The sequence below is a fragment of the Alteripontixanthobacter muriae genome, assembly GCF_013336795.1.
GTDB classification, from domain to species: Bacteria; Pseudomonadota; Alphaproteobacteria; order Sphingomonadales; family Sphingomonadaceae; genus Pseudopontixanthobacter; species Pseudopontixanthobacter muriae.
Genome location: NZ_JAAFZT010000020.1, coordinates 30,920 through 50,242 on the forward strand (window position 1 = coordinate 30,920; position 19,323 = coordinate 50,242).

A 19,323-nucleotide genomic window follows, 5' to 3' on the forward strand; every position below is an offset into this window, starting at 1 on the left:
CCGGGCGCCTGCCCCGCTGGCTCTTATCTCTCCGGCACCCGCGCTTCCAGTTCCGCCTTCCACACGGCGGCGACGGCGTCGCTGGGTGCCCGCCAGTCTGCACGGGGGCTGAGCGCCCCGCCCGACGATACTTTCGGCCCGTTCGGCAGCGCGCTGCGCTTGAACTGGCTGAACTCGAAGAATCGCCACAGGAATTTTTCCAGCCAGAAACGTATCGTCGCCAGATCGTAGGCATTCTTCGCCTCTTCCGGAAATTCTTCGGGCCATAGCCCCTGTTCCGCATCCTTCCATGCATGCAGCGCCAGGAAGGCGACCTTGCTGGGCCGCTGGCCGAAGCGGATGACGTGATGCAGGAAAAAGTCGTTGATCTCGTATGGTCCCACCGCGCCTTGCGTCGACTGGACCTCGCCATCCTCGCCCGCCGGGACGAGTTCGGGCGTGATCTCGGTGGCGAGAATATCTTCGAGAACGCTGTCCGTTTCGGGCCCGAACTGGTTGGTGCGGGTCACCCAGCGGATCAGATACTGGATCAGCGTCTTGGGCACGCCGGTATTCACGGCATAATGGCTCATCTGGTCGCCCACGCCATAGGTGCACCAGCCCAGCGCCAGTTCGGACAGGTCGCCCGTCCCGATGACGAAGCCCTTGTGGTGCCCGGCCAGCCGGAAGAGGTAATCGGTGCGCAGGCCCGCCTGCACGTTTTCGAAGGTCGTGTCATAGACCGGCTCGCCGCCTGCGAAGGGATGATCCATGTCCTGCAACATGCGGGTGGCGGCGGGGCGGATGTCGATTTCCTCCGCCGTGATGCCGAAGGCTTCCATCAGGCGCCAGGCATTGGTCTTGGTGCCCGCGCTCGTGCCGAACCCTGGCATGGTGTAGCCGCGGATCATCTTGCGATCCAAGCCCAGCCGGTCGACCGTGCGAGCCGCCACGATCAGCGCATGGGTGGAATCCAGCCCGCCCGAAACGCCGATGATCAGGCTTTTCGACCCGGTTGCTTCCAGTCTGCGGGACAGGCCGTCCACCTGGATATTGAACGCCTCGTAACAATCCTGATGCAGATCGGCGGGGTCGTTCGGCACGAAGGGGAAGCGGCGGATCGGCCGGCGCAGGCCGATGTCCTTGTCCATGTTGCGGACAGAAAAGGCGACCGTACGGTATTCGGTTTCCGGCCTTCCCTGATGCTCGGCCGCATCGTTGAAGGTCTGCATCCGCATCCGGTCGCCGAGGATGCGGTCGGTGTCGAGGTCGCAGACGCAGAGTTCGGCATCGCGGCTGAACCGTTCGGATTCGGCCAGCAGATCGCCCAGTTCGTAGATGATGCCCTGCCCGTCGAAGGCCATGTCGGTCGTGCTTTCGCCATGTCCGGCGGCAGAATAGAGATAGGCGCAGACGGCGCGCGAGGATTGCGACCGGCACAGCATGTGCCGTTCGTCCGACTTGCCGATGGTGATGTTGGAAGCGGACAGATTGGCGATGATCGTCGCCCCCGCCAGTGCGGCGCGGGTGCTCGGCGGGTCAGGCGCCCAGAAATCCTCGCAGATCTCCACGCCCAGCACGAAGCCCGGCAGGTTCTCGGCGGCGAACAGCAGGTCGGTGCCGAAGGGAACCTCATGCTCGCCCGCGCGGATCGTGCGGCCCTGCATGTTGCGCCCATGCGCAAACCAGCGTTTTTCGTAGAATTCACGGTAATTCGGCAGATAGCTTTTCGGCACCGCGCCGAGCAGGCGGCCATGCGCGATCGCCAGCGCGCAATTGTAAACCCGCCCGCCGTAACGCAGCGGTGCGCCGATCAGCAGCATGGGCGACAGTTCGGCGCTCTGCCTGACGATCTCGTCAATAGCACCCTCGACCGCGTCTAGCAGGGCAGATTGCAGCACCAGATCGTCGAGGACATAGGACGACAGGCACATTTCGGGATACAGCACGAGGTCGATATCGCATTCGTCCGCCCGTTCGGCTTCCGACAGGATGGCCTGCATGTTGAAGGCGACATCGGCGGTCCGCACTTGCGGCGTACTGGTGGCGACCCGCACGAATCCGTGCCGATGCATCTGGTAAAACTGGTCACGAAGCGGAAACGGATTGTCGGACAAGCTTGGGCCCCCTCGGGTGTTTTTCTAGCGTTTGCGGCCGGCAGGGCGCGCAGATGCGGCACCCTCACCTAGCCTTCGATCAGGCTGCCAGCAAATCCTCCGCAGCCGGTGCGTTTTCCAGATGCGCGATCAGCCCGCGTTCGGCGCGGGTCAGCCATTTGGTGCTGCGCGGCAGTTCCAGCGTCTCGTGCCATTCCTCCTGCCGCTCGATGAGTTCGAAGATTGCCGGATGGATGTAACTGCGGCGGGTAACCGCGGGCGTATTGCCAAGCTTTTCAGCCACAGCATCCAGCAGCACCTTGATCGTCAGCCGCTCCTTGGCCGTCGCCAGCATTTCGAATGCCATGACGCTGGCGTGCCAGGTGCGGAAATTCTTGGCGGTGAAATGTTCGCCCATCGTTTCGCACAGGAAAGTGTTTACCTGGCCCGAACACACCGCGTGCAACTCGCCATCGTCATCGACATATTGGAACAGGTTCTGCCCCGGCAGATCTTCCATGCGGCGGACCATCTTCGCCAGCGCGCCGTCGGTCAGCGAAACCTCGCGCTGCTTGCCGGACTTGCCCTTGTAGCGCAGGCGCAGCGTCTTGCCGGTGATCTCGGCGTGGCGGGCGCGCAGCGTCGTCGCGCCGAAGCTCTTGTTCCGCTTCGCATAGCTTTCGTTACCGATCCGGATCGCGCCGAGATCGAGCAGTCGGACCACGCTGGCGAGCGCACGATCCCGCGTCAACTCGCCTCCAGCCAACTCGTCATCCACCCGCTTGCGCACCAGCGGCAGCAGATTGCCGAAAACCAGGCAGCCGTCGAATTTCTCGCCCTCACGCCAGGTGCGGAAATCGGGGTGATAGCGATATTGCTTGCGTCCTTTGACATCGACCCCGGTGGCGAGGATGTGGCCATTCGGCGCGGGGCAATACCACGCATCCTCATAGGCGGGCGGCAGCGCGATCGCGTTCAGGCGCTCACGCTCCGCCTTGTCGGTGATGAGCGCGCCGGTGACGTCGTAATAGGACCAGCCCTTGCCCGAACGCTTGCGCGAGAGGCCGGGCAGTTCGTCGTCGACGAAGATGAGTTTGGGAGGTTTGCTGGCCATCGTCTGCTGAAAACGCGCAAAAGGCAAAACGGCTCCCGGCATCTTCTCGCATCAGATCGATCGGCACGCGGTGCCTTGCGGAACATCGGGGCCGCAGCCAGATTGGGAGGGAAACAGCGCTTCAACGACAAGGAAAATTTCATCTCATGGCAGACACCTACACCCCGCCCAAGGTCTGGACCCACGACGCCGAGAATGGCGGCAAATTCGCCAACATCAACCGGCCAACCTCCGGCGCACGCGAGGACAAGGTGCTGCCTGCGGGCGAGCACCCATTCCAGCTCTACTCGCTGGCGACGCCCAATGGGGTGAAAGCCTCGATCATGCTGGAGGAGCTACTGGAGGCAGGCTGTCCGGCAGATTACGATGCCTATACGATCAACATCGGCGAAGGGGAGCAGTTCTCCTCCGGCTTTGTCGACATCAATCCCAATTCCAAGATTCCCGCGCTGGTCGATCGCAGCGAAGACAAGCCGATCCGCATCTTCGAAAGCGGCGCGATCCTGCTGTATCTGTCGGAGAAGTTCGGCAAGTTCGCCAATCCGACGCCCGCGGGCCGGGCAGAGATGCTGAGCTGGCTGTTCTGGCAGATCGGCAGCGCGCCCTTCATCGGCGGCGGGTTCGGCCATTTCTATGCCTATGCGCCGGAGAAGTTCGAATATCCGATCAACCGCTACGCCATGGAAACAAAGCGCCTGTTCGACGTGGCCGACAAGCGGCTGCAGGAAAGCGAATATCTGGCGGGCGACGATTACACCATCGCCGACATTGCCGCCTTCGCCTGGCTTGCGCCTTTCACCAGCGGCACGATCTACGAAGACGCGCGGACGTTCCTGTCGATCGACCAATATGAGGCGGTGGGCCGCTGGGCCAAGACGATCGCCGACCGCCCTGCGGTAAAGCGCGGCCGCATTGTCAACAAGACCTGGGGCGAGGACGACGAGCAATTGCGCGAACGCCACGCCGCGTCGGATTTCGACGGCAAGGCGATCTGAACTGCATCGCCGAAAGAGGGGCGTCGGCAGAGCGGAATTTCCCGCCCCTGCCCCCTTTTCATATCCGGTGAGCGCGCTATAGGGGCGCCTTGCATCTGCTGGGGCGTGGCCAAGTGGTAAGGCAGCGGCTTTTGGTGCCGCCATTCGCAGGTTCGATCCCTGCCGCCCCAGCCATTCGCATTGCAGTTCGCAGGACATGAAAAGGGGCCGAAGCGTGTTGCTCCGCCCCCCCCTTCCTGGTCCTCAGGAATTGTTGCCCGGTAAACCGGTGTTCACCAGGAGGCCTGGAAACCGGCGCGTGCACCCACTTCGCCTGAATCGAAGCCGACCCCGACGCCGCCCGTGAACACGGTGGTGTCGCTGATGCGGTATCCAACCGATGCCGAACCGGCGACGCGATCATTGTAATAACCGAAGCCGCCCGAAACGCCGAACATCTTGCCCGGCATGATCACCGGCGATTCCATCGACAATGCAAGCGCAACGCCTTCATTGGCACGGCGGGCCTGAACGCCGTTTTCCTCCGCAAGGTCGAACAGCACCGCCTGACGGTCCTGCAATCCTGCGATCGCGAGGGAATTGTCCGCGATCATCATCGAATTGTTCGCGATCATCATGGCATTGCTTGAAATGGCAGCGCTGTTCGCCTGCACGGCGGAGAAGCTTGCCAGATTGCTCAGGCCAGAGGACGAACTCACGCCCAGCGTACCGTTGGCATCGGCGGTAACCACGGCGATAGGACCGACCTGTGACGTGGTGCTGTCGTCCAGCGACGCCACCACGACCTGTCCGTCGTTCGCAGCGACCGCGCCGTTGCCGATGGCGACCGAATTGGTGCCGGATGCGACTGCCTGGTTGCCCAGCGCAATGGCTCCGTCACCACTCGCTGCGGCAGCTTCACCCACTGCAACCGAGCGGACGCCCGAGGCCTCCGACAGATGGCCGAGAGCGGTTGCGCGCTCCGCAGTGGCGTTGGCGCGCCAGCCGTAAGCCGTTGCGCCTGCTCCGATCGCGGAGGACTGGCCGCCGACGACCGTCGTGGAAGGCCCGCTAGCGACGGTGGAAAAGCCGGTCGCTCCGTCGCGATTGCCGCCGATGGCGATGGAATCGCCGCCGGTCGCCTGCGCCGTGTTGCCGATGGCGATGGCATTGCTGCCCGAAGCCACCGAGTCCTCGCCGCCGGCGAAGCTCTGGTCACCCGAAGCAGTCGATTGGTGGCCGACAGCCGTTCCCATTGCGCCGGTTGCGCGGGCCTGCCAGCCCAATGCTGTCGATCCGGGCGTGGTCGCGAGGCTTTCGCCGCCAAGCGCGGTCGTCGAATTGCCGACCGCCATCGCATCGGCACCGAGTGCGAGTGCATCGACGCCGTCCGCGACCGCACCGTCTCCGTCACCATCGGCATCGCCGCCGATGGCGATTGCGCCAACCTGCCGTGCCTCGGAGTCGCTGCCCAGAGCAATGCCAGCATCGTCCGTCGCCAGAGCGCCGAACATGCCGCCATCAGTGTTACCGCCGATTGCCACGCCGCCGCGGCCAAGAGCCGCCGCTGCCTCACCAGCCGAGGTCGAGGCGAAGCCGCTTGCCGTGGCAAGATGGCCGAGCGCTGTTGCGCGTTCGCCGTCGGCGGTCGCCTGCCAGCCGAAAGCGCTGGAGCCGGGGTTCATCGCCACGCTCTCGCCGCCGACTGCCGTTGTCGAATTGCCGACAGCCATAGCGTCGGCACCTACTGCGAGCGCATCCACGCCGTCAGCGACCGCGCCGTCTCCGTCAGCATCGGCATCGCCGCCGATGGCGATTGCGCCGACCTGCCGTGCCTCGGTGTCGCTGCCGATCGCGATGCCTGCATCGTCCGTCGCCAGAGCGCCGAACATGCCGCCATCGGTATTGCCGCCGACGGCCACGCCGCCGCGCCCGAGCGCTGCCGCAGCTTCACCGGCAGAGGTGGAGGCGAAGCCGCTCGCCGTCGTCAGATGACCTAGGGCCGTCGCGCGTTCGCCATCGGCGAGGGAGCGCCAGCCAAGTGCGGTGCTGCCGGCCGCAGTGGCTGCGCTTTCGCCGCCGACTGCCACGGTGGACGGGGCACTGGCAGTAGCGGGGTTGGTGCCGGCATCGTCGGAGCCGATGGCCACGGCATCCGTTCCGGTCGCGCTGGCGCCTACACCCACGGCCGTCGCGCCATCAGCAGGTGCGTCGGCGTCTGTGCCGCATTCGGTGGTGTTCACACCGGCACCGTCGTTACAGGGCGGCGTCGTGTCCGCCGATGCGGGGGCGACTATGAACAATGTTGCCGAACCGGCGAGCAGGGCCGCGGCGAGATTTCTTTTAGGTTGGATTTGCATTGAGACTTCCTCTTCCATTCAGGACCAGAAAGCCGTGACGACAAACAGGAGCGAAAGGGCAGATCGACCGTCCAAGTTGAACCCCACCTTCTTCTCCCCGGCCCGCAAGGCCACGGCGCGTCATTATTTACGAATGACATTGGGCTTTACGGCGCATGGCTGCGCCCGGATGCATAATCGGGCGCAGAAACTTCAATTAATTTCCCTGAATGTAGTCTATTCTATCAATGGCGCGCGCGTGGCGGCGGCATGCCCCCGGCAAGTGCTACAACATGTTCACGGGAAAAATCCTGCCTGCAAAAGGTTCTGCTTTACGTCCGGGCGGCTTTGCGGTCTTCGTCGCCGAGAGCCTTGCAAGTGCGGTCCAGATCGTCCTCACCGGCTCGCAGGCGATATTTCGGAGGGGCACTATGCCGCATCGCAGCGCGGAAGAATTGAGGCAGGAGATCGCGAAGCTCCAGACCGAGCTGACACTCGTCACCGCCGCGCGGGAGCAGGATGCGGAAGCTGCGCGCGAAGCAGCCCGGCGCGTTACGCAGCTGGAAGCGGCGCTCGACGTGGTGCCCGTCGGAGTGCTGTTCGCCGACCTCGATGGCAGGATCCTGCTTGGTAACAAGCAGATGGAGGCAATGACGCGGCACAAGGTGCGGCATTCGGGCAATGTCGAGAGTTATGGCGAATGGATTGCGTATCACCGGGATGGCCGCCGTGTCGCGGCGCATGAATATCCGCTCTCGCGCGTAGTTCGCGATGGCGAGACGCACGCGGAGCTGGAAGTGCATTACGAACGGGGCGACGGAACGCGCTTCTGGATGCACATCATCGGCGAGCCGGTGACCGACCGGAGCGGAAACAAGATCGGCGCTGCAATCGCCGCTGTCGACGTCGATTCACGGCAGCAACTTCTCGCCCGGCAGCGGATGCTGATCGCCGAACTGGACCACCGGGTGAAGAATGCCTTCAGCGTGGTGAAAAGCATCGTGAGCCAGTCGCTGCGCACGGCAGGCGTTCCCACCGGATTGCGCGAGACGCTGGATCACAGGCTCGATGCCTATGCGAAAGCGCATGCGCGGTTGGTTGGCGCGAAATGGGACCATGAATCGATTGCGGCGATCGCGGGCAACATCATGACTGCTATCGCGGGCGACCGGATCAGGGTGGACGGGCCCGATGTGCAGCTTCCCTCCCGGCAGGCCATTGCGCTGTCGATGGCATTATACGAACTGGGCACCAATGCCGTGAAATATGGCGCGCTTTCGACGTCGCACGGACGGATCGAACTGCGCTGGCGGATTGATGAAGCTGACGGGAACAGTCGTGAGCTAATCGTCGAATGGCTGGAACGGGGCGGCCCACCAGCGGTTGAATCAGCAAAGAAGGGTTTCGGATCCTTCGTCGTGAAGCGCGCCATGGAAGCCGAGACCGGTGGCAGGGTGCAGCTTGTCTACGGAGACGAAGGCCTGGATTGGCATCTGAAAATGCCGCTTCCCGCCGAAACCCACGTCGATGAAAACGTACCGAGGACAGATAATGAGTGACCAGCCGATAAAGATCTTCATTGTAGAAGATGAAGTGCTGGTGGCGTTCGAGATGAGTGACACGCTCGAGGATCTGGGGTTCGAGGTCGTCGGCCCCAGCCTGCGCCTCGACGATGCCGAGACCCGCGCGATGAATAGCGAGATCGACGTGGCGATGCTCGACGTCAACATGGGCGCTGGCCTGACGACGAAGCCGGTGGCGGACATCTTGCGTGAGCGCGGCATCCCCTTCATCTTCATCACCGCCTACGATTCCTCGCAGATTTCGTTTCTCGGGCCGGACGACAAGGTGTTGCGGAAGCCGGTGAACAGCAATTCGCTGATCGACGCGCTGCGCCAGGTCTGGCCGGAACTGCCACCGGAAATCAAACCTGCACGGCTGGTCTGAACAGCCAAGCCAATGCAGTTCGACGACATGCTCCGCCACTATTTCGGCACCGATGATTTTGCTTCGGTCAGCGCCGAAGCCCGTGATGCCGGGACGGAGCGGATGCGTGTGGATCTGGGGCTCGAACGCGACAAGGCGCGGCGGTTTGCACTCTGGATGCTGCTCTACCAGCTTGACGCTGCGCCCGGCCTCGATGTTGCCTTCAAGAGCGAGGAGGAGCGAAACGCTGCGCGCAACATGATGTATCTGCTGGCCGCTGGGGCCGAACAGAAGTAGCGCGTGTAGTCTGCTTTCAGTTGGAGGCGACGAAATCCGCTATGGCCGGCGCGATCTGCGGGGCGAGCGGCGCTTCCGCATCGGCATAGGCCGCCATGTTCGCTGCCCTGTCACCCGGCGGAACTACCTTCAGCACATGATTGACGCCATCGAGGCGCAATACGGTCAGATCCGGGCGGGCCTGCTCCAGCGCCGCCACATCCGCCTCTGCGACCTGCATGTCCTCAACCCCGTGCACGACCAGAACGGGTAGTTCGGTCTGCTGCAGCAACTTCGCGGGGTTTTGCGCCATCAGGCTCATCACGAAGCCTTGAACCTGAGGAGCGAACAGCGGCTGCAAACCGGGATGCAGAGCGGCCGCGTCTACCGGCTCGCCTTTCTCCAGCGCTGCAATCGCCGCATCGGCCTGCGGCAGGATCGGCGCGTTCGCCGGATTGGCGCGCAATTGTTCGCGCAGAATCTGACCGACCGGGCGCCCGGGCGATGCGAGCAGGACAAGCCCGCACAATCCTTCCACAGTATCGGCGGCAGTGGCCAGCGCCACGATGCCGCCTTCGCTGTGACCCGCCAGCCAGACGCAATCCTGTCCCGTGACCTCTCGCAGATCGGCGGCCCAGGCCTTGGTGTCGGCCACGTAATCGGCGATGGTCACATCATTCGGATCGGCCACGGCACCGGCGCTGGCGAACATGCCGCGCTTGTCCGTGCGCAGGGTCGTGATGCCGCGGGCCTGCAATGCCTCGGCCAGAAGCCGGTAACTGCTCGCCTCGACGCCCAAGGGGCTGTTACCGTCGCGGTCCGTAGGGCCGGAACCCGCAATGATGAGCATGGCGGGAGCGTCGGCAATGTCGATTTGCCCCGCTGCAGGAAGCAGGGTTCCGGCGAGCGGGCCGGTAAGATGAGCAGGCGCGATGGTCCGCTCCTGCGCGGCTAAGGGACCAGCAATGCCGAGCGCCGCCCCTGCGGCTGCCAGACCAATTTTGCGTGTGATCTTCCCTGCCATCTTCCCGTCTCCACTCTACCAGTAGGTGATCGTACTCAGTTGGAGCGGGCAAGGCCATTGCCCTGCCCGCTCCCTTGGCTTCAATTGCGGCGCGTTCGCCCGGCGTTCAGTTCCGCCAGCAGCGCCGGAGCCGGGTAAATAGTTTCCAGCGCTTCCTGCACCGCAGCGGCGGATACCGCCACGGTGCGGTTAAGCAGCGGATCGTATCCGTAATTGCCGCCCAGCGAATGGATGTTGCCGTCGAACGCTGCGCCGATCACCGTGCCGGCCCTGTCAATGACCGGGCTTCCGGAATTGCCGCCGATAATGTCGTTGGTGGTCACGAAATCATAGGTGATCGTCGGATCGATCTGCGCCTGCTTCGCCGCGAATGCGGGGGCGAGGTCGAAAGGTTCGTTGCCGGTCGCCCGGTCGAAGGTTCCCCCCAGCGTGGTGGCAATGGGCACCTGCTGGCCGCGTTCTTCCCAGCCCGTCACCTTGCCGTAGCTGATGCGCAGCGTGAAAGTCGCATCGGGGTAGAGCGTATCGCCATAAGCCGCGAAACGCGCATCGGCGAGCTGAGCACCGGCCGCCGTCAACGGGCCGCTATATTGTTCGTCGATCAGACGGTCCAGCTCGCGCTGGCGCGGCACCAGCCGCAGCGCATATTCGATCAGCGGATCATCCGATGCTTCCACAGCCGACAGGCCACCTTCCCACAGGGCGCGGCGGAAGGCCGGATCGGCAAGGCGCGTGTTGCCGACGAGGCGTTCGGCCAGCATCTCGGGGCTTTCGCGTCCGAGCAGCAGGCGCGTGTCGGCATCGTCGGCACCCAGATATTCGCGTGCCTTGGACAGGCTCCACTCCATCTGCAGCGCGTCGAGCCACGGGTAGAGCGGGCGTTCGTCCAGCAGGCGTTTTTCCAGTAGCGGCAGGGCGCTGTCGGTGAAGCCCGGCAGCCGTTCGGCGTTTGGCTTGGCGCGTTCCTGCGCGGCCATCACCAGCGTGCGAGCGTAGTTGTACAGCGTGCCGGATGGGCTGGTGAAACGCGCGGGCAGATACAGGGCCCGGTAGGCCGTGACCGCATCATCCACTTCTGCCCACGGATCGCCCACCGCAGGATTCTGGGCGCTGCGAGCGATCAGATCGGCCTCTGCGCTTTCCAGCCGTGCTGCGGTAAAGGCCGGGTCGTTCAGCGCGCGGGTGCGGCCGATCTGCACCTTCAGGCTGTTCTCGATCCCGCCCAGCAAGTCGCGGCCTTCGCGTTCCCGCTCATCGCTCTGGCTCATCGCCTGGATCAACCGGCCGCGCAGTTCGGACAGGGTGGCGAGAGTGATCGGCAGGCGCACCTCACGCTCGAACGCGATCTGGCTCAACGTATTGAGGCGCGATGTCGAACCGGGATTGCCAACGACGAAGGTGGCTTCGCCCTCGACCGGCGCGCGCGGATTCCACTGCAGGAATTCCGGCGTGTCGATCGGCTGTCCGTTTTCATAGGCGCGCAGGAAGCTGGCATCGAGCGAATAGCGCGGGAAGTTGAAATTGTCCGGATCGCCGCCGAAGGTAGCGGCACGGTCTTCCGGTGCCCAGGCGAGGCGGACGTCGGAATATTTGCGATAGGTGTACAGCTTGTACTGCCCGCCGCCAAACAGGGCGACGACCTGGCAGCGCGTGGTCGCGGTGTCGGGGCAGCCCTCCGCCTCGATCTCGGCGATACGAGCGTCGCGGGCGCGGGTCAGCGCCTCGCCCGTGGCTGTGCCGATGGCCTGTTTTACTTGCCCGGTTACGTCGACGATGTTGGTGACGACCTCGGCCTGCTGACCGGCACATTTCAGCTCCTGATCGCGGCGGTCGGCGACGAAGCCCATGGCGAGCAGATCGTTCTCACCCGTGCTGTTTTCGTAAATGCAGCTGGCGACGCAGTGATGGTTGGTGAGGATCAGCCCGTTGGGCGACACGAAGCTGGCCGAGCAGCCGCCGGTCAGGCGAACGGCGCTGGCCCGAACATCGTCGAGCCATGCCTGATCGGGTGCCCAGCCGAATTGTTCTTCCATGCGCTCGGCAGGGAAATTGTCGAAGGTCCACATGCCTTCCTCGGCAATGGCGGGGCTAGCCGCGGCTGAGGCTGCAAGCAATGCGGCCGACGTGAGGAAAAAGGCGCTATGGGTCATGGGGAGGCTCTCCGGTTATCTGGCCGATTTATTTGCTTGCCGCCTTTTTGCCGCGCCGCCCGCAAATGTCCAGAGGCACCGCCCGGCCCTCCCCATGCAGCCTTACCCCTTGAGCCAGAAGCGGATTCCGTAGGCGACGACGCCCAATACCGAGATGCTGACCACCCAGATCGCCAGCATCCAGCCCAGCCGCTGCCACAGGGGCCGGGCGTCGCCTGTTTCTCCGCCGTCTAGTTTCGGATCGAAGCGCATCAGTGGTAGTGGTGCTCGCCCACCTTGCCGCGGAAGACCCAATAGGCCCAGGCGGTGTAGATGAGGATGATGGGCATGATGATGGCGGTGCCCACCAGCATGAAGATCTGGCTGCTCTCCGGGGCGGCGGCGTCCCAGATGGTGATGCCCGGCGGCACGGCAAAAGGCCACATGGACACGCCCAGCCCCGCCATGCCGAGCAGGAAGATGCTCAGCGCCAGGACGAAGGGGCGATAGACGCGCCGCTTGGCGATGCTGCGCATCAGCGCGAAGAACAATATGCCGGTCAGCAGGGGCACCTGCGCCGCGAAAAGGATGTTCGGCATTTCGAACCAGCGCCGCCAATATTGCCCCTCCAGCAGCGGCGTGGCGAGGCTGACGGCGATCATCAGCGCCAGCGTCGCCCAACCGGCGATCCGGGCGGTGCGATAGGCGTGATCCTCCGCCCGGCCCTCGACCTTCATGGCGAGGAACGTCGCGCCGAGCAGCACGTAGCCGACCGTCACGCCCACTCCGGTCAGCAGGGTATAAGGCGTCAGCCAGTCGAACCAGCTGCCCGCATAGTTGCGGCCCTCGACCGTCACGCCCTGCAACAGCGCGCCGAGGATCATGCCCTGCGTCATCGCCGCGACCAGCGATCCGCCAGCGAAGGACATGTCCCAGAAGCCCCGGTGACGCGGGTCGCGCCAGCGAAATTCGAACGCCACGCCGCGAAAGACGAGGCCGAGCAGCATGGCGATAACCAGCGGGTAGGTCGCGGGCAGGATAATCGCATAGGCGAGCGGAAAAGCCGCGAACAATCCGCCCCCGCCCAGCACCAGCCAGGTTTCGTTCCCATCCCAGACCGGCGCGATGGCGTTCATGGCCTGGTCGCGTTCCTTGCCCACCTGAAAGCTGGGGAAAAGAATGCCGATGCCGAGATCGAAGCCGTCCATCACGACATACATGAAGATGGCAAAGGCGATGATGCCCGCCCAGATGACTGTGAGATCCATCAGTCGCCTCCTTCCTCGTTTCGGGTCCGGTCGACGATCTCCGGACCCTGGCTTTCCCGGTTGCTGCCGGGAAAGGTTTCCCGATCCCCCGGATTTTGCGATGGGCCTGGGGTAATGCCGGCAGTGCGGATCGGGCCGATATCGCCGCGCTTCACGCCGGTTTCATGGTCGTGCGGTATGTTGTGCATCAGCTTCATGATGTACCAGGTGCCGATGCCGAAAACCGCGAAATAGATCACGACGAACGCCACCAGCGAGGTTGCGACGGCAGGTGCCTCGAGCGGGCTGACGCTGTCGGCGGTTCGCATCAGGCCGTAAACGGTGAAAGGTTGCCGCCCGACCTCGGTCGTGATCCAGCCCGCGATCACCGCGACGAAGCCCGATGGCCCCATCACCAGCGCCGCGCGGTGCAGCCAGGTCCAGTCGTATAATTTGCGGCGATACCGGGCGACGAGGCTCCACAGGCCGAGTCCGAGCATGGCGAAACCGATCCCGACCATGATCCGGAACGACCAGAACACGATCTCGACCGGCGGTTCGTCCTCGTCGGGAATGGTGTCCAGCCCGGCAAGCGGCGCGTTCAGATCGTGCTTCAGGATCAGCGAGGACGCCTTCGGGATCTCGATACTGTAGCGCACCTCCTTCGCCTCGCTGTCGGGGATGCCGAACAGGATCAGCGGTGCTCCATCGGGGTGGCTGTCGTAATGACCTTCCATCGCCATCACCTTCTGCGGCTGATATTCCAGCGTGTTCAACCCGTGCAGATCGCCGACGAAAATCTGGATCGGCGCAACCAGCGCGGCCATCCACATCGCCATGGAGAACATCTTGCGGGCGTGAGCATTGGCCGAGTTGCGCAAAAGGTGCCACGCCCCCACTCCGCCAACGACAAACGCCGTGGTCAGATAGGCGGCGGTGACGGTGTGAACCAGGCGATAGGGAAAGCTTGGATTGAAGATGATGTCCATCCAGCTGTCGCCCGGCAGGAACTGGCCATTATCGCCCATGACGAAGCCGGTCGGTGTGTGCATCCAGCTGTTGACCGACAGGATCCAGAAGGCAGACACGAAAGTGCCCAGCGCGACGAGGCAGGTGGCGGCGAAGTGCAGTTTCTTGCCCACGCGGTTCATGCCGAACAGCATGACGCCGAGGAAACCGGCCTCGAGGAAGAAGGCCGTCAGCACCTCGTAAGCCATCAGCGGCCCGATCACCGGCCCTGCACGGTCGGAGAAGACCGACCAGTTGGTGCCGAACTGGTAGGACATGACGATGCCCGACACGACGCCCATCGCGAAAGCGACGGCAAAGACCTTCAGCCAGTACTTGAACAGGTCGAGATAGAGCGGTTTGCCCGTTTTCAGCCAAAGCCCCTCAAGAACCATGAGGAAGCTTGCCAGCCCGATCGAAAAGGCGGGAAAGATGAAGTGAAAGCTGACCGTGAAGGCGAACTGTATTCTCGCCAGCGTCAGTGCGTCGAGACCGTCTATCATCATGGCGGCACCCTATCTCAGAAGGCCCTGTTTGGCGAACCCCCTTCGCGCAAGCCATGTTGCGCGTGGTGCAACTGGTGCCCCGCAGGGCACTCAGCCGACCGGTGCGGGTTCTTTCGGAACGAGGATCAGGACGTTGTCCTCCACCCGCCATGATGCGAGGCGTGACAGCAGGTTCATGCCGATGACGTTGGTTTCGCCAAGGTTGGGGGCGATCACCGCGTCCAGACCGGATGCCGAGACATTGCCGAAGCGCATCTCGTCGATCGTGGTCAGCGATGCGCCGATAGTGCCGTTGGCGGTCTGCACCCGCACGGGAATGCCGCCGGTGCGCGGTTCAAGCCCTGCAGCCTCTGCCACCCCTGACGAAACCGCCGTCAGCGTAGCGCCGGTATCGACCAGGAAATCAGCCTCTGCGCCATTCAGTTCGGCGCGCAGCCAGAAGTGCCCGTCGGCCGCCAGCGGCACGCGGGTTTCGCCACCCTCCACCACTTGTCCGGGCAACCCCATCTGCGGCACCGCGAAGTCGAGGCGGGAATCGAAACGCGCCATCTGCAGCACGACCGTGACGAGAATCCCGACGAGGAACAGCGTGCTCGCGCCCCTGATCAGCCTGCCAAGCGGGACCCGGCGGCGCACCATCAGCGACCCCAGCCATCCCACCGCCATGGCGACAAGCGCCAACATCAGCAGGCCGGATTGCGGTATCTGCGTGATGGTTTCGCCCACCTCGGCGAACATCCGCGCGAAATCGATCTGGGGGCCGTCCATGCTCATCATATAGGGACCGCCACCTTGCCGGTCCATGAGCAGCTTGTGAATTGCCGCCGTCAGGGTGCGCTGCGCAGGACGGACGCCTCCGCCAGGATGACAGAGAAGCGCCGTTTACTATCCGTCCAGCGGCAAGTCGGAGTCCAGCCGCCGGCCTGCAGCAGGGTGTAGGAGGAACGCCGCGTGAACTTGTGGCTGTTCTCGGTGTGGATGCTCTCACCCTTGCGCATGGTGAAGCTTTCGCCGGATACGGTGAAGGCGATGTCGCGCGTGGTGCGCAGATGCATTTCGATGCGGGCGAAGGCATCGTTCCAGCGCGCCTCATGCCGCAAATCATCGACGGGTATATCGCCGCCCAGTTCGCGGTTGATGCGGCGGGCGAGGTTGAGATTGAATTCGCCGGTCACGCCCGCGGCATCGTCATAGGCCGCTTCCAGGACGGAAACATCCTTCACCAGATCCATGCCGATGAGCAGCATGGGGGGTTGCAGGCCGTGCGCAGGCTCGCTCTCTTCCGGCGAAAGCGTGTCGCGCATCGATCGCAGCAGATCGACAGCCGTGCGCGGCACCATGTTGCCGATGGTGGAGCCGGGGAAGAACCCCAGCTTCGGCAAGCTCTCGACCGCTTCGGGCAGATGCACCGTCTTGGTAAAATCGGCTTCCACCGGCCAGATCGGCAGGTCGGGAAAGGTTTGCGCCAGATCTTCGGCAGCGGCGCGCAGGAAATCGCCCGCTATGTCGAGCGGAACGTAGGCGGCGGGGTCGATGGCGCGCAGCAGCAGCGGCGTCTTGACCGAACTGCCGGAGCCGAATTCGACCACGGCCCGGCCCTTGCCCACGGCGGCGGCAAATTCGTCGCCGCGTGTGCCTAGAATATCGGTCTCGGCGCGGGTCGGATAATATTCCTCGACCTGCGTGATATCCTCGAACAATTGCGACCCGGCATCGTCATACAGCCAGCGCGCCGGTATCGCCTTGTCCGGCTGTGACAGCCCCGCAAGCACATCCTTGCGGAAGGCGCGATCCACGCCGCGCTCGTCCCGGTCGACGAGTTCCATCCCCTGTTTCGTAGCCATTACAGATCCCTGGCGAGCCTCAGCCCGGTGAATTGCCACCGCTGATGCGGGTAGAAGAAATTGCGGTAAGAGGCCCGCGAATGGCCGCGCACCGTGGCGCAGCTGGCGCCTTTCAGCACACACTGCCCCGACATGAACTTGCCGTTATATTCGCCCACCGCGCCCGCCGGGGGCTGATAGCGCGGATAGGGAAGATAGGCGGACCGGGTGAACTGCCAGCAATCGCCGAACAGATCGTCACCGCCTGCGGGCAGCAGATAGCTGTCTTCATCCAACTGTTCACCCCCGCGCGGGTCGGCATGGGCGGCGATGGCTTCCCATTCGAACTCCGTCGGCAGGCGCTTTCCCGCCCAGGTCGCATAGGCGTCGGCTTCGTAGAAAGAGAGGTGCGTGACGGGCTCTTCAGTCACGCGGTGCACCCAGCCGTAATGCGAGAATTGCTCCGGACCGAAATCGCCGTCACGCCAGTAGAGCGGCGCTTCGATCCCGTTTTCCTGCACCCAGGCCCAGCCGTCAGCCAGCCAGAGCGCCGCGTTCCGGTAGCCGCCATCGGCGACGAATTCGGCCCATTCGCCATTCGTCACCAGCCGGGGCGCCAGGGCGAAGGGTTCGAGCAGGACGCGGTGCTGCGGGCCTTCATTGTCATAAGCAAAGCCTTCGCCATCATGCCCGATCAGGGCGATGCCGCCGGGATGTTCGTGCCAGGGAAGGCTATTCGCCAGCGGATCGGGCCCGGCCATGCCGCGGCAGGTCGGTTCGGGCCACATCTCCGGGCCGAGAGGGTTCTGGAACAGAGCGTGCTTGATGTCGGTCAGCAGCAATTCCTGATGCTGCTGTTCATGCGCGATTCCCAGCGCGATGAGTTCGGCATGGGCCGGGTCATCCAGCAGCGGCTCCATCTCGCGGCTGACATGGGCGCGCCATTCGCAGATTTCGTCCAGCGTCGGGCGCGACAGCATACCTCGCGCGAAACGTCCGATGCGCTCGCCCTCGGCCTCATAATAGGAGTTGAACAGGAAAGGGAACTTCTCGTCGAACAGCCTGTAGCCCGGCTTGCGGTCGCGCAGCAGGAATGTTTCGAAGAACCAGGTCGTATGCGCGAGGTGCCATTTCGTGGGAGAAGCGTCCTCCATCGACTGGATAGTCGCATCGGCATCGCTCAAGGGTTCGGCAAGGCTTTCTGAAAGCGCACGGGTGCGGGCGAACTGCTGCCTCAGGTTTTCGTCCGCAGCCAAATATTCGTCATCGTGCCCGCTATTGAAATCGCTGGTCGCTGAATTCTCGGGCTGCGGCACTGTCCGTCCTCTCGTTACGCTTCGTAACGCCGAGGATGGCGGAAAAGCGTCAGCAATGAAAGGCCGGAGCGGCGCTGCGGTTCCCTGTCATCATGCGCGCACCCGGTTCACCCTCCGATTCAGGCGGCGTCGGCCTGCGCCCTGCCGGCCTCCAGATTGATCATTTCCGCCAGCAGGAACGCCAGTTCAAGCGACTGCGCGGCGTTGAGGCGCGGGTCGCAATGCGTGTGGTAACGATCCGCCAGGCCCGCATCGGTGATGGCGACCGCCCCGCCGACGCATTCGGTCACGTCCTGTCCGGTCATCTCGACATGGATGCCGCCCGCATGGCTGCCTTCGGCCCGATGGACGGCGAAGAAGCCCTTCACCTCCGACAATATGCGGTCGAAAGGCCGGGTTTTGTAGCCGCTGTCCGATTTTACGACATTGCCGTGCATCGGGTCGCAGCTCCAGACCACCGGGTGCCCTTCGCGCCGCACCGCGCGGATCAGAGCGGGCAGGCCGGCCTCCACCTTATCATGGCCGAAGCGGCTGATCAGGGTCATGCGCCCGGCCTCACGCGCGGGGTTCAGCGTGTCGAGCATCCGCAGCAGCGCGTCGGGCTCCGTACTCGGCCCGCATTTCATGCCCAGCGGATTGCCGATGCCGCGCGCGAATTCGACATGGGCGCTGCCCTCGAAACGCGTGCGGTCGCCGATCCACAGCATGTGCGCGCTGCAATCGTACCAGTCGCCGGTCAGCGAATCGCGCCGGGTCATCGCCTGTTCGTAGGGCAGCAGCAGGGCTTCATGGCTGGTGTGGAAGCTGGTGCCCTGCAATTGCGGCACGGTGGCCGGGTCGATGCCGCAGGCCTCCATGAAATCGAGCGCTTCGCCGATGCGGTCGGCCATGGCCTCGAACTTCTCGGCCCAGGGGCTGCGGCCCATGAAGTCGAGCGTCCACTGGTGAACCTGCCGCAGATTGGCATAGCCGCCGGTGGCGAAGGCGCGCAGCAGGTTGAGCGTGGCGGCGGCCTGCGAATAGGCGCGGATCATGCGAGCGGGATCGTTGCGGCGGGTCTCGGCCTCGAATTCGATGCCATTGACGTTGTCGCCGAAATAGCTGGGCAGCGTCACCCCGTCGCGGGTCTCAGTATCGCTGCTGCGCGGCTTGGCGAACTGGCCCGCCATGCGGCCGACCTTCACCACCGGGCGCTTGCTGGCGAAGGTCAGCACCACCGCCATCTGCAGCAGCACGCGGAAGGTATCGCGAATATTGTTCGGGTGGAATTCCGCGAAACTTTCCGCGCAGTCACCGCCTTGCAGCAGGAAGGCACGGCCGTTCGCAACCTCGGCCAGATCGGCCTTCAGCGCCCGCGCCTCGCCTGCGAATACCAGAGGAGGATAGGCCGCCAGCGTGTCCACCGCATCTGCAAGCGCGGCGGGATCGGCATAGGCGGGCAGATGCCGCGCCTCATGCGATTTCCAGCTGTCGGGGGTCCATTCGCGTGCCACTGGCCTGCCTTTTCTTCTGCTGTTTGCGCTGCCGCCGGATGTCCGGCAGCCTTACCCGCCATCAGGCAAGTTG

16 protein-coding genes and 1 tRNA gene are annotated in these 19,323 nt (G+C 64.0%); 5 read left to right on the forward strand and 12 right to left on the reverse strand.

Going from position 1 to position 19,323, the window contains the following annotated elements:
• Nucleotides 1–23 precede the first annotated feature (23 nt).
• Nucleotides 24–2,054, reverse strand: coding sequence for an NAD(+) synthase (locus tag G7A66_RS06405; protein WP_174294994.1), 2,031 nt, complete (start codon nt 2,052–2,054; stop codon nt 24–26).
• Nucleotides 2,055–2,175: 121 nt separating this feature from the next.
• Complete coding sequence (locus tag G7A66_RS06410; RefSeq protein WP_174294870.1) at nt 2,176–3,189, reverse strand: DNA topoisomerase IB; 1,014 nt, start codon at nt 3,187–3,189, stop codon at nt 2,176–2,178.
• Nucleotides 3,190–3,335: 146 nt separating this feature from the next.
• Here G7A66_RS06410 and yghU point away from each other — a divergent pair, with 146 nt between their 5' ends.
• Both yghU and G7A66_RS06420 read left to right on the forward strand, forming a co-directional pair.
• Nucleotides 3,336–4,184: a glutathione-dependent disulfide-bond oxidoreductase gene (gene yghU, locus G7A66_RS06415; RefSeq protein ID WP_174294871.1), complete on the forward strand. Its 849-nt coding sequence runs from the start codon at nt 3,336–3,338 to the stop codon at nt 4,182–4,184.
• A 99-nt stretch (nt 4,185–4,283) separates the two neighbouring features.
• A tRNA-Gln gene (locus tag G7A66_RS06420) sits at nt 4,284–4,358 on the forward strand.
• A gap of 98 nt (nt 4,359–4,456) precedes the next feature.
• Here the strand turns inward: G7A66_RS06420 and G7A66_RS06425 are convergent.
• A complete protein-coding gene (locus G7A66_RS06425; RefSeq protein WP_174294872.1) occupies nt 4,457–6,523 on the reverse strand; it encodes a YadA-like family protein in 2,067 nt (688 codons plus the stop codon).
• Between the two features lie 272 nt (nt 6,524–6,795).
• Between G7A66_RS06425 and G7A66_RS06430 the strand changes: the two genes are divergently transcribed.
• The 3 genes from G7A66_RS06430 to G7A66_RS06440 are packed head-to-tail and all read left to right on the forward strand — an operon-like array spanning nt 6,796 to nt 8,725.
• Nucleotides 6,796–8,061, forward strand: a complete 1,266-nt coding sequence (locus tag G7A66_RS06430; RefSeq protein WP_206675095.1) for an HWE histidine kinase domain-containing protein — start codon at nt 6,796–6,798, stop codon at nt 8,059–8,061.
• Complete coding sequence (locus G7A66_RS06435; RefSeq protein WP_174294873.1) at nt 8,054–8,449, forward strand: response regulator; 396 nt, start codon at nt 8,054–8,056, stop codon at nt 8,447–8,449. The genes G7A66_RS06430 and G7A66_RS06435 overlap by 8 nt, the downstream gene beginning before the upstream one ends.
• Before the next feature lie 12 nt (nt 8,450–8,461).
• Nucleotides 8,462–8,725, forward strand: a complete 264-nt coding sequence (locus G7A66_RS06440) for a hypothetical protein (protein ID WP_174294874.1) — start codon at nt 8,462–8,464, stop codon at nt 8,723–8,725.
• Between the two features lie 16 nt (nt 8,726–8,741).
• Here the strand turns inward: G7A66_RS06440 and G7A66_RS06445 are convergent, their stop codons facing one another.
• The 9 genes from G7A66_RS06445 to G7A66_RS06485 all read right to left on the reverse strand — a co-directional run bounded on the left by G7A66_RS06445 (nt 8,742) and on the right by G7A66_RS06485 (nt 19,250).
• On the reverse strand, nt 8,742–9,728 hold the full coding sequence (locus G7A66_RS06445; RefSeq protein ID WP_174294875.1) for an alpha/beta hydrolase: 987 nt from the start codon (nt 9,726–9,728) through the stop codon (nt 8,742–8,744).
• Nucleotides 9,729–9,808: 80 nt separating this feature from the next.
• Complete coding sequence (locus tag G7A66_RS06450) at nt 9,809–11,878, reverse strand: S46 family peptidase (RefSeq protein WP_174294876.1); 2,070 nt, start codon at nt 11,876–11,878, stop codon at nt 9,809–9,811.
• Nucleotides 11,879–11,980: 102 nt separating this feature from the next.
• Complete coding sequence (locus G7A66_RS06455) at nt 11,981–12,130, reverse strand: DUF2474 domain-containing protein (RefSeq protein ID WP_174294877.1); 150 nt, start codon at nt 12,128–12,130, stop codon at nt 11,981–11,983.
• The gene (gene cydB, locus G7A66_RS06460) at nt 12,130–13,125 is read right to left on the reverse strand and encodes a cytochrome d ubiquinol oxidase subunit II (protein ID WP_174294878.1); all 996 of its coding nucleotides are present in this window, start codon (nt 13,123–13,125) and stop codon (nt 12,130–12,132) included. Before cydB ends, G7A66_RS06455 begins: the two co-directional genes overlap by 1 nt.
• Nucleotides 13,125–14,615 carry a cytochrome ubiquinol oxidase subunit I gene (locus G7A66_RS06465; protein ID WP_174294996.1) on the reverse strand — a complete coding sequence of 497 codons (1,491 nt, stop codon included), beginning with the start codon at nt 14,613–14,615 and terminating at the stop codon, nt 13,125–13,127. Before G7A66_RS06465 ends, cydB begins: the two co-directional genes overlap by 1 nt.
• Before the next feature lie 93 nt (nt 14,616–14,708).
• Nucleotides 14,709–15,386 carry a retropepsin-like aspartic protease family protein gene (locus G7A66_RS06470; protein WP_174294879.1) on the reverse strand — a complete coding sequence of 226 codons (678 nt, stop codon included), beginning with the start codon at nt 15,384–15,386 and terminating at the stop codon, nt 14,709–14,711.
• A 59-nt stretch (nt 15,387–15,445) separates the two neighbouring features.
• Nucleotides 15,446–16,462, reverse strand: coding sequence for an L-histidine N(alpha)-methyltransferase (gene egtD / locus G7A66_RS06475; RefSeq protein WP_174294880.1), 1,017 nt, complete (start codon nt 16,460–16,462; stop codon nt 15,446–15,448).
• A complete protein-coding gene (gene egtB / locus G7A66_RS06480) occupies nt 16,462–17,697 on the reverse strand; it encodes an ergothioneine biosynthesis protein EgtB (protein WP_174294997.1) in 1,236 nt (411 codons plus the stop codon). The genes egtD and egtB overlap by 1 nt, the downstream gene beginning before the upstream one ends.
• Before the next feature lie 179 nt (nt 17,698–17,876).
• Complete coding sequence (locus G7A66_RS06485; RefSeq protein ID WP_174294881.1) at nt 17,877–19,250, reverse strand: class II 3-deoxy-7-phosphoheptulonate synthase; 1,374 nt, start codon at nt 19,248–19,250, stop codon at nt 17,877–17,879.
• Nucleotides 19,251–19,323 lie beyond the last annotated feature (73 nt).

Coding starts and splice junctions, on each gene's coding strand:
- G7A66_RS06435 (WP_174294873.1), top strand. CDS start 8,054: ATGAGTGACCAGCCGATAAAGATCTTCATTGTAGAAGATGAAGTGCTG.
- G7A66_RS06440 (WP_174294874.1), top strand. CDS start 8,462: ATGCAGTTCGACGACATGCTCCGCCACTATTTCGGCACCGATGATTTT.
- G7A66_RS06405 (WP_174294994.1), bottom strand. CDS start 2,054: ATGCATCGGCACGGATTCGTGCGGGTCGCCACCAGTACGCCGCAAGTG.
- G7A66_RS06470 (WP_174294879.1), bottom strand. CDS start 15,386: ATGGACGGCCCCCAGATCGATTTCGCGCGGATGTTCGCCGAGGTGGGC.
- cydB (WP_174294878.1), bottom strand. CDS start 13,125: ATGGATCTCACAGTCATCTGGGCGGGCATCATCGCCTTTGCCATCTTC.
- G7A66_RS06410 (WP_174294870.1), bottom strand. CDS start 3,189: ATGGCCAGCAAACCTCCCAAACTCATCTTCGTCGACGACGAACTGCCC.
- G7A66_RS06445 (WP_174294875.1), bottom strand. CDS start 9,728: ATGGCAGGGAAGATCACACGCAAAATTGGTCTGGCAGCCGCAGGGGCG.
- G7A66_RS06425 (WP_174294872.1), bottom strand. CDS start 6,523: ATGCAAATCCAACCTAAAAGAAATCTCGCCGCGGCCCTGCTCGCCGGT.
- yghU (WP_174294871.1), top strand. CDS start 3,336: ATGGCAGACACCTACACCCCGCCCAAGGTCTGGACCCACGACGCCGAG.
- G7A66_RS06430 (WP_206675095.1), top strand. CDS start 6,796: ATGTTCACGGGAAAAATCCTGCCTGCAAAAGGTTCTGCTTTACGTCCG.
- G7A66_RS06455 (WP_174294877.1), bottom strand. CDS start 12,130: ATGCGCTTCGATCCGAAACTAGACGGCGGAGAAACAGGCGACGCCCGG.
- G7A66_RS06465 (WP_174294996.1), bottom strand. CDS start 14,615: ATGATAGACGGTCTCGACGCACTGACGCTGGCGAGAATACAGTTCGCC.
- egtD (WP_174294880.1), bottom strand. CDS start 16,462: ATGGCTACGAAACAGGGGATGGAACTCGTCGACCGGGACGAGCGCGGC.
- G7A66_RS06450 (WP_174294876.1), bottom strand. CDS start 11,878: ATGACCCATAGCGCCTTTTTCCTCACGTCGGCCGCATTGCTTGCAGCC.